Genomic DNA, 16,473 nt, shown 5'->3' with positions numbered 1-16,473 from the left:
GTTTCCCCCATGCTCACCAAACAGCAAGCAGCCGAAGCAGTCCGTGGCGCCAAGGCCGAACTCGGTCTGACGTGGGCGCAGCTCGCCGAGGCGGTCGGCCGGCCCGTGGCCTGGACCACCGCCGCGCTGCTCGGCCAGCATCCGATGAGTACGGAGCAGGCCGAGGCCGCCGCGTCGCTCCTCGATCTGGGCGAGGACGTGGTCCAGGCGTTCCGGCTCCAGCCCACGCGCGGCGCGCTCGACTCGGCCGTGCCCGTCGATCCGACCGTCTACCGGCTCTACGAGGTCATCCAGGTGTACGGGCCGACCATCAAGGAGCTGATCCACGAGGAGTGCGGCGACGGCATCATGAGCGCCATCAACTTCCGGCTGGACGTGAAGCGCGTGCCCGACCCGGCGGGGGACCGGGTGGTCATCACGCTCGACGGGAAGTACCTCCCGTACCAGTGGTAGCGCTACCGAGGACAAAGGCCCGGCCGGCTTTCCCGCCGACCGGGCCTTTCCCTCACCGCAATCGCGTGCCGCAACCGCGTGCCGCGTACGAAGCGCCGTACGGAACGCTACGTACGGAACGTCAGTCCGTGACCTCGATACGGCCGTCCGGACCCGTGCCGTTCGGCGCTGTGCCGTTCGCCGCCGGGGTCGCGCCGGATGTGGCCGCCCCCGTCAGCGACTTGCCCGCCGCCAGGCCCTTCAGCAGCTCCGCGAGGTCGACGCCCGTGGTGGAGCTGAGGAGTTCGACGCCCTGGGCGACGTTGTCCGCGACCGTACGGGCGAGCTGGCCCGCGCCGTCCGTGGAGATGACCGTCATCTTGTCCACCGCGCTCAGCGGCTCGGACGCCTTCTCCACCACCGACGGCAGCACCTCGACGAGCATCTGGAGGACGGCCGCGTCGCCGTACCGCGCGAACGCGTCCGCCTTCTTCTGCATGGCCTCCGCCTCGGCCGCGCCCTTCGCGAGGATCGCCGCGGCCTCCGACTCGCCCTCGATCCGTACGGCGGCGGCGAGCGCGGCGCGGTGCGCCTTCTCGCCCTCACCGGTGAGTCGGGAGCGCTCGGCGTCCGCCTCGGCCTGCTTGACCAGGGCGATACGGCGGGCCTCGGCCTCCTGCTCGGCCTGGTAGCGCGCGGCGTCGGCGGGCTTACGCACCTTCGTGTCCAGCTCGCGGTCGGTCAGCGCGGCCTGGCGCTCGGCGACCTTCTCCTGCTCCATGAGCACGTCCTGCTCGCGGGCCGCCTGGGCCAGCGGACCGGCCGCGGCGGCCCGGGCCACCGCCTCGTCCGTCTCGGCCTTGATCTCGGCCTGCTTGAGCTGGAAGGTCCGCTGGGCGATCGCGATCTCTTCCTCGGCCTTCAGCCGCGCCTGCTCGGCGGCGCGCCGCGAGACCGCCTCCGCGATGTCGGCCTCCTGCTTGGCGCGGGCGGCCTCGGGGCGGCCGAGGTCCTCCAGGTACGAGCCCTCGGTGGTGATGTCCTGGATCTGGAAGGCGTCCAGCACCAGGCCCTGCCCGGAGAGGCTCGCCTCCGCCTCCTCCGCGACCTGGCCGGCGAAGGCCGCGCGGTCACGGATGATGTCCTCGACCGACATCCGGCCGACGATGGAACGCAGCGCACCCGAGAGGACTTCCTGGGTGAAGCCGACGATGCCGCCCTGCTGCTGGAGGAAGCGCTGGGCCGCGGCGCGGATGGAGTCCTCCGTACCGCCGACCTTGACGATGGCGACGCCTTCGAGGTTGGCCTTCACCCCGCGCAGGGTGACCGCGCCGCGCACCGCGATCGGGATGTGGCGGCTGGACAGGTCCAGGGTGAACTTCTGCTGGACGAACGGCACGACGAAGACGCCGCCGCCCACCACGACCTTCTGGCCGCTGTTGTCGATGGAGATCCGGCCGGTGTTCGGGTCGGTCGACTTCTTGCCGCGCCGGCCGGTGACGATGAACGCCTCGCTGGGTCCCGCGACCTTGTAACGCGTGATGACGACCAGGGCCAGCAGAACGACGAGTACGACGATCCCCAGCACGGCGATGACGACTGGACTCATGGGGCTCTCTCCCTTGCCTCCCGGGGGGACGGCAGATCGGAACGGTTCGCGCGGCGGCGGTGCGGCGGCGGACGCCGCGGGTGCGGCATGCGCCGCGGGCACCGCGAGTGCCGCGCGCTGTACAGAACGGGGGACGCCCGCGGACGACCCGGACGGTCCGGTCGGCGCTGCGGGGTCAGCGCTGCCGGTCGGTGCTGCCGGTCAGCGCTGGACGGGCCGTACGGAGACGGAGCTCGCGGAGAGCGTCGCCTCCACCCAGATCTCCGTGCCGTACGCCACCGGCTCCGCGCTCTTGGCGGAGAACTTCACCGGCTGTCCGCCGAGCCGCAGCAGCACCTCGCCGTAGCCGGTGGCCGGAATCGCCGTGACCACCGTGCCCGACGACCCCACGAGGTCGTCGCCGCGCGGAGTGACGGCCGTCTGGTCACGCATCAGCGCCCTGCTGAACTTCCACGTCAGCCAGCCGGCACCGACACCGGCCGCCGCCCCCACAGCGACGGCCGGGCCGGTGCCGAGTTGAGTGGTGCCGAGGACGAGTGCGCCACCGAAGCCGAGCATCGAGACGAACCCGGCGATCACGGGCAGCGACAGCAGACCGTCGAAGAGCCCGTCCAGGACCCCGGCCCCGTCGAAGAGCCCTTCGAGCACCCCGTCGAAGATCAGCGAAAGGACGAGCAGCACGATCCCCGCGATGCCGATACCGAGAAACAAGGTCATCGGATCAACCTCCCCCACTGGCGCGATGTCCTCGGCCAGGGCCCCATCGTCGCATAGTTGGCCGGAACCCGACATTGCCGTTTTCCGGCAGTCTTAACGCGTTCTTAATGCCGGTAGGTGTGCGGAAGTTCCCCGGCGGCGCCCCGATCGGTCCCGGAAGGATTGAGAAGGTTTCAGAAGGCTTCAGAAGGTTTTGGCCGGCCAGTCCATGAGCCTGGCCCCGATCACCGCGGTCTGCAAGGTGTACCGGTGCACCGGATCGCCCGGGTCGGCGCCGGTGAGCCGGTGGATCCGTTCCAGCCGGTACGTCAGCGCCCGTACGCTCAACGACAGCCGCCGCGCCGCCTCCGCCGCCACACACCCCGCGTCGAAGTAGACGGAGAGCGTTTCGAGCAGCGGCTCGGCGCCGCCGCGCGCCGCCTCCAGCGGGCCGAGCGTGTTGAGGACCAGGTCCGCCATGGCCTGCCGGTCGCGGGTCAGGACCGGATAGACCAGCAGATCGGCGGCGCGCAGCACCGGCCCCTCCAGATCGAGCCGTTCGGCGAGGTCGAGCACGCTCAGCGCCTCCTCGTACGACTGCACCACCCCGCCCACCCCCGGCTGCGGCCGGCCGACGGCGACCCGGCCGCCGTCCGTGGCCGCGAAGGCCTGCTTGGCGAAGTACGAGAGGACCTCGCCCTGGTCACCGGGGGCGATGCAGACCAGCCGCCCCGCCTTGGTCGTCAGCAGCACACTGCGGTCCCCGAACCGCCCGATCAGGGCCTGCTCCACGGAGCGCGGTACGGCGTCCTCCTCGTCGTAGGCGACCCAGCCCTCCGCCACCGCCACGGCGTGCTCGTACGACAGCCGCAGCCCGAACCGCTCGGCGCGCTCCGCCAGCCGCCCCAGATCGCTGCGCCCGTACAGCAGGTCGTCGATGAACTCCCGCCGCGCGGCCGCCTCCTGGCGTACCGCGAGCCGCTGCGCCCGCTCGTACCCCTCGGCGAACGCGTCCACGGCCTGCTCGACGGCGGCGAGCACACTGTCCGCGGCGCCGCTGTCGGCCCCGGTGGCGGGCCAGTGCGCGCGCGCCGCCGCCAGATGCGCCCCGACGAGCGCGCGCAGCGCGAACCCGGCCTCGGCGGCCTGCTCCCCCAGCTCCCGCCGGGCGAGCAGCTCCTCCCGGCTGAGCCGTCGGCCGGTGGTGGCGACGGCCACCAGGATCCGGGCGTATCCGTCCATGTACTCGTCGGGTATCCCGTGCCCTGTCACGCCCGCTCCCGGTCTGTCGACGACTTGAGATGACCGGAACCGGCCTCCGCCTTTCTAGCAAGGATTCCGCAAGGGTGCGTCAAGGCTTCCGTCCGCGGGCCGGGGCAGTGAAGCCGACATCTGCCGGGGCGCCGGCCCGGCGGGCCTACAGGCCGTTCGGTCCCTCCTCCACCAGCACCCGGAGGTCGTCGATCACCCCGTGGCTCGCATGGGCCAGGGCCTCGCGCGGGGTGGGGCCGCCCGCGTAACCGATGACCGGCATGCCCGCTGCCAGGGCCGCGGTGACGCCGGCCGGGCTGTCCTCGACGACCAGGCAGGCGGCCGGGGGGACGGCCAGGGTGTGGGCCGCGTGGAGGAAGAGGTCCGGGGCGGGTTTGCCGCGGGGGACGTCCTCGGCGCTGAAGACGCGGCCGGCGAAACGATTCCACAGGCCCGTGACCGTGAGCGAGTGCTCGATGCGGTCGTGGCCGCCGCTCGACGCGACGCAGTACGGGAGTTGCCGGGCGTCGAGCGCGTCCAGCAGCTCCCGCACGCCGGGCATGGTGAACGGGCGGGCCGTGAACGCGTCACGGACACGGGCGCGGTAGAGGTCCAGCCACTCCGGGCCCAGGGGAGCGCGGGCGTGGGCCCGTACCTGTTCGTGGAGGTACGGCTCGGGGCGGCCCAGAAAGCGTTCGCGCACCTCGTCGGGGGTGAGCGGCCACCCGGCCTCCGTGGCCAGTTCGGCGACGATCTCGGGGCCGATGCGCTCGGTGTCGACGAGGACGCCGTCGCAGTCGAAGACGACGAGGCCGGTGTCCCGCGCGGGGATCAACGGGACCCCGCCGCGCCGAGCGAGTCGAGGGCCGCCGCGACGACCGCGTCCCGGGTCATGCCCATCGCCGTCATGGCGTCCGACGCCGACGCCGAGGTGCCGAACCCGTCGACGGTGACGGCCCGCCCGGCGTCCCCGATCAGGTCGTGCCAGCCGAAGACCGTCGCCGCCTCGACCACCACCCGGGCGCGGACGGCGGGCGGCAGGACCGTGTCGCGGTACGTGGCGTCCTGTTCGGCGAACCAGTCCTTGCACGGTACGGAGACCACGCGGGCGGCGATCCCCCGGCCGGCCAGTTCCTCCCGGGCCGCCAGCGCGAGCGCGACCTCGCTGCCGCTCGCCAGCAGCAGGACGTCCGGGGCGCCGGGCGCGTCGGCCACCACGTACGCGCCGCGCGCCACGCCCTCCCGTACGGCGGCCGGGTCCGTGTCCAGCACCGGCAGGCCCTGGCGGGCCAGGACGAGGCCGACCGGGCCCCGGCGGCCGAGCGCGGCGAGCCAGGCGGCCGCGGTCTCCGTGGCGTCGGCCGGGCGGACCACGGAGAGGCCGGGCATGGCGCGCAGCGAGGCGAGGTGTTCGACCGGCTGGTGGGTGGGGCCGTCGGCGCCGAGCGCCACGGAGTCGTGCGACCAGACGTGGACGACCGGCAGCCGCATCAGGGCGGCGAGGCGCAGCGAGGGGCGTTCGTAGTCCGAGAAGGTCAGGAAGGTGCCCGCGAACGGGGTGTCGTAGCCGACGACGGCGATGCCGTTCAGCGCGGCGGCCATCGCGTGCTCCCGTACACCCCAGTGGATGTTGCGCCCGGCGAGACCGGAGGTACCGGGCAGACTCTCCTCGCCCGCGGGGAGGAAGGAGCCGCCGGCCTTGATCGTCGTACAGTTCGAGTGGCTCAGGTCGGCGCTGCCGCCCCAGAGCCGCGGCAGGCGCTCCGCCAGCGCCTGGATGACGGTGCCCGACGCGTCGCGCGGCGCGATCACGGAGCCGGGCGTGAACGCGGGCAGCGCGTCGGCGGTCTCGGCCGGGTCGAGCGGGCGGATCGCGTGGGCGCGGGCGGCGGCGCGTTCGGGCTGGGCCAGGGCCCACTGCTCCAGCGCCTTGTCCCAGGCGCGGTGCAGCGCGGCCCCCCGGGCGAGGGCGCCCCTGGTGTGTTCCAGGACGTCCGCCGGGACGGTGAACGGCTCCGCCGCCACACCCAACAGCGCCTTGGTCGCGGCGACTTCGGCCGCGCCGAGCGGAGCGCCGTGCGCGGCGGGGGTGTTGACGGCGTTCGGCGCGGGCCAGGCGATCTGCGACTTCAGCACGATGAGGCTGGGCCGGCCGCCGTGCTCCTCGCCGGTGGAGGCGGCGGTGAGCGCGGCGTCGAGGGCGGCGGTGTCGATGTCACCGTCCGCGCCGAGCCCCACCCGCTGGACGAACCAGCCCTGCGCGGCGAAGCGCGCCGCCGTGTCCTCACGGGTCGTCAGGTCGGTGGAACCCTCGATCTGGATGCTGTTGTCGTCCCAGACGACGACCAGGTTGTCCAGGCGGTGCCGGCCGGCGAGCGCGCCCGCCTCGTAGGAGATGCCCTCCTGGAGATCGCCGTCCGAGCACAGGACCCAGACCGTGCGGTCCGGGATCCCGTCGGCCAGCCGGGACTCGTCGCGCTTGAGCGCCATCGCCATGCCCACGGCGGTGGCGACGCCCTGGCCGAGCGGTCCCGTCGTCATCTCGACGCCGGTGGTGTGGCCGAGTTCGGGGTGCCCCGGGGTCAGCGAGCCGAGTTGGCGGAAGCGCCGGAGGTCGGCCAACTCCAGTCCGTAACCGGTGAGATGGAGCTGCGTGTACTGAAGGATGCTGGCGTGCCCGCAGGACAGGACGAACCGGTCGCGGCCCTCCCACGCGGCGTCCGCCGGGTCGTGGCGTATGTGCCGCTGGAACAGCAGATGCGCGACGGGCGCGAGGGCGAGCGCGGTGCCCGGATGCCCCGATCCGGCGGCCTCCACGGCGTCCATCGCGAGGGCGCGCGCCACGGCCACCGCCCGCCGGTCGGCCTCTCCGAAGACGGGGACCGGGACGGAGGCGGGGGAGATGGGCGTGGGAGTGGAAGGAGAAGAGGCGGTGGGGAGGGCGGTCACGGCAGCTCCTTGGAGATCATGTCGTCATGATGACTTCGGACAACGTAACCCACCGCCGAAGACCTCCCCCTGAGCTGATAAAGCCTCAGGTCAGGCATTCCGCGGGTAACGCGAAAATTGCCTATTGACGTCTTCTGGGGTTCTGGTCATTATGACGTCTTGATGACGCAGGGACTCGACGAGGAGACCACGCATGGCCGAGCACAAGTACGCACAGGTGCGGGATCACCTGCTGCGCCGGGTGAGCGGTCTCCCCGTGGGCGGGCAGCTTCCTCCGGAGGCCGCGCTCTGCGAGGAGTACGCGGTGAGCCGCATCACACTGCGTCGCGCGGTCGAGGAGTTGGTCAATGACGGACACCTCATCCGTGAACACGGCCGGGGCACCTTCGTCACCCGGCCGCGGTACGCGCTGAAGCACCGCGAGCGGTTCGTCAGCGAGGTCACCGGCTTCTTCACCCAGATGAGCCGGCAGGGCCACACCGTCACCTCCGAGGTGCTCGTCCAGAAGCGGATGCGGGCGGGCGCGCGCCTCGGCGCCGCGCTGGACATCAGCCCGGCCGCGTCGGTCGTACGGCTGGAGCGGCTGCGCCGGGTCAACGGTGTGGTGCACCACCTCGCGGAGTCGTACGTGGAGGAGGAGCGGTTCGCGGACGTCCTGACCGCGGACTTCGCCACCACCTCGCTCTACGCGTACCTGCGGGCGCACCACGACGTGCTGCTCGCGCGGAACGAGATCGTCGTCGGGCTGCACACGTGCGACCGGCGTGAGGCGGAACTGCTGGGGGTCGAGGCGAGGTCGCCCCTGCTGCTCGCGACCTCGCGGGTGTTCGATCTCAACCGGAAACCCGTGATCCACGGGACGTCGAAGTTCCTGCCGGAGACGGCGGAGCTGTCCTTCGACATCATCGCCGACGCCGAGTAGCCAACGTAACCGTACGGAGTGAGCCGCACATGCTCAGCGAACTGCTGACCGAGGAGAAGATACGTTTCTCCAATGAGATCCTGGACTGGCGTCAGGCCGTCGCCCAGGTCGCCCAACCCCTTCTCGACGCCGGTGACATCACCCCCGGCTACGTCGACGCCATGATCGAATCGATCGCCGCGGGCGGTACGTACATCCACCTCGGGTACGGGATCGCCCTGGCCCACGCCCGCCCCGAGGCCGGTGCCGTACGGACCGCGATCTCGATGCTGCGGCTCACCGAGCGGCCCGCGCCGCTGCTGGACCTGCCCGAGCACGCGGTCGACCTCTACTTCTGCTTCGCGGCGGCCGACACCGCCGCGCACACCCAGGCCATGGCGTCACTGGCCCGCATCCTGTCGGACACGGAGACCCGCGAAGCGCTGCGCGACGCGCGCTCCGCCGCCGACGTCACCCAGCTGATCACTCGATTCGAGGAGCGTGCTTCGAAATGACGAAGTTCCTGGCCATGTGCAGCACCGGGCTCGGCAGCAGTTTCATGGTGCGGATGAACATCGAGGACATCGTGCGGGAGCTCCAGCTCCCGGATGTCACGGTGGAACACACCGACATCAGCTCGGCCGGTCCTGAGAGCGCCGATGTGTTCTTCGTCGCCAAGGATCTGGAGGAGGCCGCGCAGGGGCTCGGCGATGTCGTGGTGCTCAACAGCATCATCGACAAGGACGAGCTGCGCGACGCGGTCAAGTCCGCGGCCGGGCGGCACGGGCTGCTCTGAGCAACGGGCCGCTCCGAGCAGCGGGCCGACCTGAGCATCCGTAGGACCGCTCCTTCCGCTTCTTCCGCGTTCCGGTCGGCGTGGCCCGCGCGGCACACCGCCGGCCCCCGCCGCACCGACCCGCACCACCCACCCGTACCGCACCACCGTCCCAGGAACGTCCTCGACCGGACCATGCGCCATGCGCCCGTGCGCCATGTGCCATGCGTCCGGTGCAGCGGAGACCCACCGCCGACGTCCTGCCCCGTTGTGAGCCACCCCCCTCGTGGACCACCGCAGCGATCACAGTGACCCACCACACCGATCACGGCTCCGCCGTGCCCGTGGAGAGGCGTTTCCGCCATGAACAGCGTTCTGAACACCCTGCTCGACATATTCCGTGAGCCATCCGTCATCATCGGACTGATCGCTCTGCTGGGGCTCGTACTCCAGCGCAAGTCCCTCTCCGACACCCTCAAGGGCACGATCAAGGCGTTCGTCGGATTCCTGGTGCTGGCCGCGGGCGCGGGCGTCGTCTCGGACGCCCTCACCCCCTTCGGCGAGATGTTCACGCACGCCTTCGGCGTCCAGGGCGTCGTACCGAACAACGAGGCGATCGTCGGCAAGGTCCTCACCGACTACGGCTCGCAGGCCGCCCTGATCTTCTTCTTCGGCATGGTCGTCAACGTCCTGCTGGCGCGCTTCACCCGGTTCAAGTTCATCTACATGTCCGGCCATGTCGCGCTCTACCTCTCCGCGATGATCGCCGTGATCCTCATCGCCAACGGCTTCAGCGCCTGGCAGGCCGTGCTCTGGGGCGCCCTCGCCCAGGGCCTGGTCACCACCCTCTCGCCCGCGCTGGTGCAGCCGTGGATGCGGCGCGTCACCAAGCAGGACAACGTGGCCCTCGGCCACACCGGTAACTTCGGCATCGCCACCAGCGGCCTGGTCGGCAAGCTCCTCGGCGACACCAAGAAGTCCACCGAGGACCTGAAGATCCCCAAGAACCTCGGCTTCCTGCGGGACACCACCGTCGTCATCGCCGTGTCGATGGGCGTCATCTACCTGCTCGTGACGCTGATCGCGGGCGCCGGTTACGTCGAGGACAAGCTGAGCGGCGGTCAGTGGTTCCTGCTCTGGGCGGTCATGCAGGCCGGGAAGTTCTCCGCCGGTGTCTTCATCATCCTGGCCGGTGTCCGGGTCGTACTCGCCGAGATCATCCCCGCGTTCAAGGGCATCTCCGAGAAGCTGGTCCCCAACGCCAAGCCCGCGCTCGACGTCCCGATCGTCTTCACCTTCGCCCCGAACGCCGTGCTCATCGGCTTCCTCGCCAGCTTCGCCGGCGGCCTGATCGGCATGGGCGTGCTCGTCGCGGTCGGCGGCACGATCATCATCCCCGGCATCGTCGCGCACTTCATGACGGGCGCCGCCTCCGGCGTCATCGGCAACGCGACCGGCGGCCGGCGCGGCGCGGTGCTCGGCGCCATGACCAACGGGCTGATGATCACCTTCCTGCCGCTGCTCGTCCTGCCCTTCCTGGGCGATGTCGGCCTGGCCAACTCCACCTTCTCCGACGCGGACTTCGGTGTCTCCGGCTTCCTGCTCGGCAGCGCCGTACGGTTCGGCCACGCCGCGGTGATCGTGCTGATCCTCGCCTCGCTGGTGGCGGTCTTCGTCGGCAGCGCGCTCGCCACCCGCCGCGAGGCCGCGAAGGCCGCGGCCGAGCCCGCGACGGACGCGGACGGGGACGCGGAGGCGGTGCGGCAGCCGGTGAGCTGATCGGTGGGTCGATCGGTGGGTTGATCCCGGTGTCGGTGGCTCTGCCCGGCTCCCGACCGCGTCCGCCCCTCCCGGGAATCCCGGGAGGGGCGGACCCGCTTGCCGGGCTCGGCCGCCGTTCGTCTAGCCTCCCGTGCATGCTCTGGTACGAAGCGCAAGCGAATGACAACGCCTTGCTCGTCTTCGACGGCAGTGTGCTGGAGGTCTTCGGTCTCTCCGGGACCCACCGCTATCACATCTGGCAGGAGCCCCGGCTGCAGTTCAGCGCCGGGGCGCGGCCGCGCGTGACGATCATTCCGCGCAGGGGGCCCTGTCTCTCGCTCGCGTACGACGCCCACCGCCTCGACGGGCTGCGCGCGCTCGCGGACCGGCTGGCGCGGGTCCGGGCGGCGACGTCCGAGGAGCGGGAGCCCGCGGGCTGAGCCGTCCGGGAGTTTTCGCACGGCACCGCACGGCACCGCACGGCGCCACACGGCGCCGGACGGCGTCTCAGGCGTCGAAGCCGCTGCGGGACGCCTCGATGTGGGTGAAGTACCGGTGGGTCCAGTCGCACATGGCGTCGACGGTGGACCGCAGGGCCCGGCCCGGCTCGGTGAGGGTGTACTCGACCCGCGGCGGCACCGTGGGGTGCACCGTCCGTACGACCAGGCCGTTGCGCTCCAGCAGGCGCAGGTTCTGGGTGAGCATCTTGTGGCTGATGCCCTCCACCTCGTCGCGCAGCTCGCTGAAGCGCAGGGTGCGCTCACCGAGGGTCTCGATGATCAGGAGCGCCCACTTGTTGGCGATGTCGGAGAAGATCTCCCGCGCCAGAGAGTCCGCGCGCCTGAGGTCGGCCTCGTCGGGAGAGCCGCTGTACTGCTTGGTCACCATCTGGTTCCCCAGTCACCGAAAAGTGCGTTCTTCCATGTCAGCACTCACTCTCCTATGGTTCCCGAGTAACCACAAGAGACCACAGAAGAGGCGAGTGAGCAGCATGACCATCACCCTGGTGAACCCCGACGGACTGCCGAAGGTCGACCTCTACCGTCAGGTGTCGGTCGCGACCGGATCGAGGCTGGTCTTCGTCGCCGGGCAGGTCGCCTGGGGCGCCGACGGGGCCACCGTCGGCGTGGGCGACCTCACCGCGCAGGTCGAGCAGTGCTACCTCAACGTCGGCACCGCGCTGGCCGGGGCCGGTGCCTCCTTCGGCGACGTGGCGAAGCTGACCGTCTACCTCGTCGACTGGACCCCGGACAAGATGCCCCTGGTCGAGGCGGGGATCGCCCGGGCGGCGGCGAAGCTGGGGGTCACCCCGGTCCCGCCGCTCACCGGGATCGGGGTCGCCGCCCTGGCCGCACCCGATCTCCTGGTCGAGGTCGAAGCCACCGCGGTCCTCGACTGAGCGGGCGTGAGCCGGCCCGTCCCGGCCGGCTCACCTCGTACGCGATCCCCGTACGCGATCTTCTTGCCCGTGCGGCTCCTACCGCTCGGGCGCGTCCCCGAAGTCGGGGATCGGGAGCCGTTCCCCGCCCTTCAGCGCCGACGCGTGCGCGACGATCCCCGGCAGTGTGTAGCGTGCCGCGACCCACGCGTTGACCGGCGGCAGGGTGCCCGTGCTGACGGCGGTCACGAAGTCGTCCGCGAGGAAGTGGTGGCTTCCCTCATGGCCGTTGGAGACATTGCTGAACTCCTCCGGCAGCCGGGACCGGTCGTGCACCGGCGCCGAGCCCGACGTGAAGGCGTCCCGCAGCGCGGGTGCGACATGTTCGAGCGACGGGTCGTCGGGGGAGAGGGTCGGCTTGGGCCGGAGGTGGTCCGTGACGTCCTGGACGCCCTCCTTGTCCTGCCACAGGCTGACCGTGGCGAGCTGCTCCAGGCTCCCCTCCGTACCGAAGAACCGGAAGCGCGACTCCCGGATGTGCGACGGGTAGCCCACGCGCCGGAACTCGTTGATACGGAAGGAACCGCCGCCCGCGACCTCGAACAGCGCCGTCGCGTTGGAGAAGTCGTTGTCGAACTGGCTGACGTCCTTGTCGAAGACCCCGTCCCCCCGCTCGTCCCTGACCCCGATCGCCGAGACGCTCACCGCGTGCGTCCGCCAGGCGCCGAGCACCCCGCCCACCGAGTGGGTCGGGTAGAGGAGGGGCGGGTAGCTGGCGGTCGACTTCCACTCCTCGCCGCCGCTGTACCGGTACGCCTCGTAGAAGCCCAGGTCCATGTCGTGGACGTAGTCGCCCTCGGCGTGGAAGATCCGGCCGAAGGCGCCGTCCGCGACCTGGTCACGGGCGTACACGGTGGCCGGGTTGTACTGGCTGGTCTCGCCCATCATGTACGTCAGGCCGGTCTCCCGTACGGCCTCGATGATCGCGGCGATCTCCTCCTCGGAGACGGCCATCGGCACCGCCGAGTACACATGCTTCCCGGCGCGCAGCGCCCGGACGACGAGCGGGCCGTGCGTCCAGCGCTGGGTGAAGATCGCCACCGCGTCGACGTCCGAGTCGAGCAGGGCGTCGAAGGACGGCAGGGTGCCGGCGAGGTCGTACTCGGAGACCAGCTTCTCGGCCCGCTCGGGGAGCAGGTCGGTCGCGAAGATGTCGCCGACGCCGGGGTGGAGGCGCCAGAGCTTCGCGAACTGCCCCGCGAACTGGCCGGCGCCCACAATGCCGAGGGAGAAGGACATGACACACCTTTCATGGTTGTTGTTGCGTCGAGAGGGCCGGTGGCCGGGACCGTGTCTCAGCCGCCCTGCGAGAGGATGAGGTTGATCTGCCGGTTGGTCGTGGTGAGGCTGCCCACCGGCGCGCCGTTGGCGTACACGTTCTGCATGGCGGGGCGCATGAGCCCGGCCACGTCCGCCGCGTAGTTGGTGATGGGGAACGAGAACGTCGTCCCGTCCGCGACCGGCCGCGTGAAGGCCGTGACGTCGATGCCCTCCTTCCGGTAGGCCGCGATCGCCGCGTCCGTGCCCGCCTTGGTGGCCGGGAAGACGCCGCCCTGCTGCCCGATCACCGTCTGGCAGGCGTCGGAGGCGAGATACGCCACCCACTTCTGGGCGGCGGGCTTCTCCGCGCCGCGCTGGGTGAGGGAGTCGGCGAGGCCGTTCTGCATCGTGGCGCGCTTGCCGGAGGGGCCGACGGGGGTCAGGGCGGTGCGCGCGTCGATGCCCTTGAAGCCGTAGATGGTCTTGGTCATCCAGGAGCCGTGCAGCGCGATCGCCGCCTTGCCCGAACCGAGCTGCACATCGGCCTGGTTGGACTGGGAGAAGACGGTGTACGGGGCGAGGTACCCCTTCTTCGCGAGGCCGAAGTACCAGTCGATCGTGGACTGGAAGGCCTTGTCGTCGTAGTTGTAGTGCGTTCCCCACGCCTTCTTGTCGGTGTAGCTCCACCCCGCCGAGGCGGCGAAGGCGCTCCACTGCGTCTGGCCGTCGCCCTCGCCCGCGTCGTTGCTGGCCAGCCCGTACGTCCTGACGTTGTTCCGGTCGAAGCCGGGCTCGTCGCCGCGCCGGCCCTTGGCGTCGACGGTGAGGCGGGCGACGGTCTTCTCGAAGGTGCCGCCGTCGACGGGGTTCCAGTCGAGGGAGTTGAGGGTCTCCGCGGAGATGCCCGCGGCGTCGGTCTTCTTCTTGTCGTAGAACATCGCGATGGTGTCCCAGTCCTTGGGCGCGCCGTAGCGGTGGCCGTCCTGGCCGACCCAGGAGGCGCCGAGGCCGGGCTGGTAGTCGGAGTCCTCGATGCCCCGGGTGGCGGGCAGTTCGTCGAGCGGTGCGAGCACGTCCAGGTCGACGAATTGCGCGAACTTGGTGATGTGGTCGGTGAAGACGTCCGGCTCGGTACCCGCGATCATGCTCGCGGTGAGCTTGGTCCAGTAGTCGTCCCAGCCGATCTGGGAGAGGTCGACCCGGACGCCCGGGTTCTCCTTCTCGAACCCCTTGGCGCACGCCTCGTATCCGGGGAGCTGGTTGGAGTCCCAGAGCCAGTACGAGACGGTGTCGCGCGAGGCGGCGGAGGACGACGAGTCCTGCGCGCCGCACCCGGCGGCGAGGAGCGAGAGGGACACGGCACCGACGAGGGCCGCCGACCTCCGGGACAGCCTGCGTGAACTGGTCACTTGGTACCGCCTCACTTGAGTCCGCTGAAGCCGATGGAGTTGACGATCCGCCGCGCGAAGGCGCCGAAGAGCACGAGCATCGGCAGCGCGGCGACCAGCGTCGCGGCCATCAGCCCGGCCCAGTCCGTGCCCGTCTGCGGGGTCTGCGACCGGAAGACCGACAGGGCCACGGTCAGGACGCGCGAGCTGTCGCTGTACGAGACCATCAGCGGCCAGAAGTAGTCGTTCCACGCCGTGATGTACGTGAGGACGCCCAGGGTGGCCATGGGCGCGGACGCCATGGGCAGGGCGAGCCGGAAGAAGATCCGTACCTTCCCCGCGCCGTCCAGCAGCGCGGCCTCCTCCAGCTCCCGGGGCAGGTTCATGAAGAACTGCCGCAGGAAGAAGACCGCGAACGGCGTCATGAACATCGTCGGCAGGGCGATCCCGAGGAGGGTGTCCACCAGGCCGAGTTCCTTCACCAGGACGAAGTTCGGCAGGAGCGTGAAGATGGACGGCACCATCAGCCCGGCGAGGAAGAGCCCGAAGACCCGGTCCCGGCCGCGCCAGCGCAGCCGGGCGAAGGCGTAGGCGGCCATGGCGGAGAACATCAGCTGACAGACCGTCACGAGCGTGGCCACGAAGGTGGAGTTGACCAGGTAGCGCCAGAAGTTCAGGGAGCCGCCGGAACCGCCCTGGGCGAGCGCCTCCTCCGTGCTCTGCAACCCGAGGACCCGCTCGAATCCGCCCCAGCTGAAGTCCACGGGAAGCGGGTCGGCCGGGTCGGTGGTGAGCGCGGAGTTCGAGGAGAGGGCCGTACGCGCGATCCAGTAGAAGGGCAGCACGGTGATGAGCACGACCGCGACCATCACCGCCCAGGCGGCGATCCGGCCGGGCGAGGGCCGACGGCGTACCGGCGTCGCGGACCGGGGTGCGGGTGCGGGCGCGGGGGCGTCGGACGGCGCGGGCGTCAGGACAGCCACGGCACAACTCCTTCGTACGGGGGCGGGCGCATCAGCCGAGGTCCGTCTCGCCGGCCCGGGTGACCCGGTACTGGATGATCGTGATCACGCTGAGGACGGCCAGCAGCGCCACGGACATGGCGGACGCGTAGCCGAACTGGAAGCGCCCGAACGCCGAGTCGTAGATGTAGAGCTGGAGGACATTGCTGGCGTTGGCGGGGCCGCCGGGGCCGGTCGTGGCCACCGCCACGGTGTCGAAGACCTGGAACGAGCCGATGACCGTCATGATCAGGACCACCGCGAGGACCGGCCGCAGCAGCGGCAGCGAGATCCGCCAGAACATCCGCACCTCACCGGCGCCGTCCACCCGCGCGGCCTCGAACACATCGCCGGGGATGGCCTGGAGCCCGGCGAAGAGCAGCAGGGCCGTGTAGCCGACGTGGCGCCACACGTTGATCAGCGCGACGCTCGGGATGACCCATTCCTGGCTCGCGAGGAAGGCGATGCGGTCGAAGCCGAGCGCCCCCAGGATCTCGTTGCCGATGCCGGTCTGGGTGTCGAGGATCCAGAGGAAGACGACGCCGGCGACGACATTGGAGACCAGGTACGGGGTGAGGACGACGGAGCGCAGGAGGGAGGAATTGGTCAGCCGCTGCATCAGGACGGCGATGCAGAGGGCGGCGACCGTCTGGACGCCGATGTTGATGAAGACGTACTCAAGGGTGACGCGCAGGGATCCCCAGAAGATGGGGTCGTCGATCATCCGGCGGTAGTTGTCCAGGCCCGCCCACTCGGCGGGCGTCAGCAGGTTGTAGCGGGTGAAGCTCAGGTAGATGCCGCGCAGGGTGGGCCAGAGCAGGAAGACCAGGAAGCCGAGCAGGGCGGGGGCGATGAAGACCGCCGCGAGGAGCCCGTCCCGGCGCCCGCCGCCCTCGGTGTTCCTGGTCTGCGCGGTCTTCGGCATCACCTTGGTGCCGGGCGCCGCGCGGCCCGATGGCGCGCCGTGTGAGGCGACAGTCATCAGAGACTCCCTTGTCCATGACTCGTCCTC

Annotated in this window: 17 protein-coding genes; 7 read left to right on the top strand and 10 right to left on the bottom strand. The window is 70.8% G+C overall.

All coding sequences use genetic code 11. The features are described from left to right. Positions 1–9: 9 nt before the first annotated feature. A complete protein-coding gene (cynS, locus tag ACFTZC_RS32205) occupies positions 10–453 on the top strand; it encodes a cyanase (protein WP_382895709.1) in 444 nt (147 codons plus the stop codon). A 121-nt stretch (positions 454–574) separates the two neighbouring features. On the opposite strand, the gene ACFTZC_RS32200 is transcribed toward cynS, so the two are convergent. The 5 genes from ACFTZC_RS32200 to ACFTZC_RS32180 form a co-directional block, all read right to left on the bottom strand. Beyond that, the gene (locus ACFTZC_RS32200; protein ID WP_382895707.1) at positions 575–2,041 is read right to left on the bottom strand and encodes a flotillin family protein; all 1,467 of its coding nucleotides are present in this window, start codon (positions 2,039–2,041) and stop codon (positions 575–577) included. 201 nt (positions 2,042–2,242) lie between these two features. Then, entirely contained in the window at positions 2,243–2,758 is a 516-nt protein-coding gene (locus tag ACFTZC_RS32195) for a hypothetical protein (protein ID WP_365814715.1), read from the bottom strand. 183 nt (positions 2,759–2,941) lie between these two features. Beyond that, positions 2,942–3,979 carry a PucR family transcriptional regulator gene (locus ACFTZC_RS32190; RefSeq protein WP_382895813.1) on the bottom strand — a complete coding sequence of 346 codons (1,038 nt, stop codon included), beginning with the start codon at positions 3,977–3,979 and terminating at the stop codon, positions 2,942–2,944. A gap of 175 nt (positions 3,980–4,154) precedes the next feature. Further along, positions 4,155–4,823: an HAD family hydrolase gene (locus ACFTZC_RS32185; RefSeq protein ID WP_382895705.1), complete on the bottom strand. Its 669-nt coding sequence runs from the start codon at positions 4,821–4,823 to the stop codon at positions 4,155–4,157. Next, positions 4,820–6,892 carry a transketolase family protein gene (locus ACFTZC_RS32180; protein ID WP_382895811.1) on the bottom strand — a complete coding sequence of 691 codons (2,073 nt, stop codon included), beginning with the start codon at positions 6,890–6,892 and terminating at the stop codon, positions 4,820–4,822. The genes ACFTZC_RS32185 and ACFTZC_RS32180 overlap by 4 nt, the downstream gene beginning before the upstream one ends. Positions 6,893–7,130: 238 nt before the next feature. Here ACFTZC_RS32180 and ACFTZC_RS32175 point away from each other — a divergent pair, with 238 nt between their 5' ends. The 5 genes from ACFTZC_RS32175 to ACFTZC_RS32155 all read left to right on the top strand — a co-directional run bounded on the left by ACFTZC_RS32175 (position 7,131) and on the right by ACFTZC_RS32155 (position 10,814). Continuing rightward, positions 7,131–7,859 (top strand): GntR family transcriptional regulator, encoded by a 729-nt coding sequence (locus ACFTZC_RS32175; protein ID WP_382895703.1) that lies wholly within the window; start codon positions 7,131–7,133, stop codon positions 7,857–7,859. A 29-nt stretch (positions 7,860–7,888) separates the two neighbouring features. Continuing rightward, positions 7,889–8,353 carry a PTS sugar transporter subunit IIA gene (locus tag ACFTZC_RS32170; RefSeq protein ID WP_382895701.1) on the top strand — a complete coding sequence of 155 codons (465 nt, stop codon included), beginning with the start codon at positions 7,889–7,891 and terminating at the stop codon, positions 8,351–8,353. After that, positions 8,350–8,634, top strand: a complete 285-nt coding sequence (locus ACFTZC_RS32165) for a PTS sugar transporter subunit IIB (protein WP_382895699.1) — start codon at positions 8,350–8,352, stop codon at positions 8,632–8,634. Before ACFTZC_RS32170 ends, ACFTZC_RS32165 begins: the two co-directional genes overlap by 4 nt. Before the next feature lie 342 nt (positions 8,635–8,976). Further along, complete coding sequence (locus ACFTZC_RS32160; RefSeq protein ID WP_382895697.1) at positions 8,977–10,392, top strand: PTS ascorbate transporter subunit IIC; 1,416 nt, start codon at positions 8,977–8,979, stop codon at positions 10,390–10,392. A 137-nt stretch (positions 10,393–10,529) separates the two neighbouring features. After that, complete coding sequence (locus tag ACFTZC_RS32155; RefSeq protein ID WP_382895695.1) at positions 10,530–10,814, top strand: hypothetical protein; 285 nt, start codon at positions 10,530–10,532, stop codon at positions 10,812–10,814. Between the two features lie 67 nt (positions 10,815–10,881). Here ACFTZC_RS32155 and ACFTZC_RS32150 read toward each other — a convergent pair whose 3' ends face one another. Then, positions 10,882–11,262, bottom strand: coding sequence for a winged helix-turn-helix transcriptional regulator (locus ACFTZC_RS32150; RefSeq protein WP_382895693.1), 381 nt, complete (start codon positions 11,260–11,262; stop codon positions 10,882–10,884). A 103-nt stretch (positions 11,263–11,365) separates the two neighbouring features. Between ACFTZC_RS32150 and ACFTZC_RS32145 the strand changes: the two genes are divergently transcribed. After that, a complete protein-coding gene (locus ACFTZC_RS32145) occupies positions 11,366–11,773 on the top strand; it encodes a RidA family protein (protein WP_382895809.1) in 408 nt (135 codons plus the stop codon). A gap of 78 nt (positions 11,774–11,851) precedes the next feature. Here the strand turns inward: ACFTZC_RS32145 and ACFTZC_RS32140 are convergent, their stop codons facing one another. From ACFTZC_RS32140 to ACFTZC_RS32125, 4 genes are read right to left on the bottom strand one after another with little or no spacing between them, the layout of a single operon-like run. Continuing rightward, positions 11,852–13,051, bottom strand: a complete 1,200-nt coding sequence (locus ACFTZC_RS32140; protein WP_382895691.1) for a Gfo/Idh/MocA family protein — start codon at positions 13,049–13,051, stop codon at positions 11,852–11,854. 56 nt (positions 13,052–13,107) lie between these two features. Next, on the bottom strand, positions 13,108–14,481 hold the full coding sequence (locus ACFTZC_RS32135) for an ABC transporter substrate-binding protein (RefSeq protein WP_382895689.1): 1,374 nt from the start codon (positions 14,479–14,481) through the stop codon (positions 13,108–13,110). An 11-nt stretch (positions 14,482–14,492) separates the two neighbouring features. Continuing rightward, positions 14,493–15,434 (bottom strand): carbohydrate ABC transporter permease, encoded by a 942-nt coding sequence (locus ACFTZC_RS32130; protein WP_382895807.1) that lies wholly within the window; start codon positions 15,432–15,434, stop codon positions 14,493–14,495. 40 nt (positions 15,435–15,474) lie between these two features. Beyond that, entirely contained in the window at positions 15,475–16,386 is a 912-nt protein-coding gene (locus tag ACFTZC_RS32125) for a carbohydrate ABC transporter permease (RefSeq protein ID WP_382895805.1), read from the bottom strand. Positions 16,387–16,473 lie beyond the last annotated feature (87 nt).

Origin of the sequence: Streptomyces sp. NPDC056987, from assembly GCF_042673865.1 — a bacterium.
GTDB lineage: Bacteria > Actinomycetota > Actinomycetes > Streptomycetales > Streptomycetaceae > Streptomyces.
Note: the sequence above shows the minus strand (reverse complement) of the source record. Positions and strands in the feature narration are given on the sequence as shown.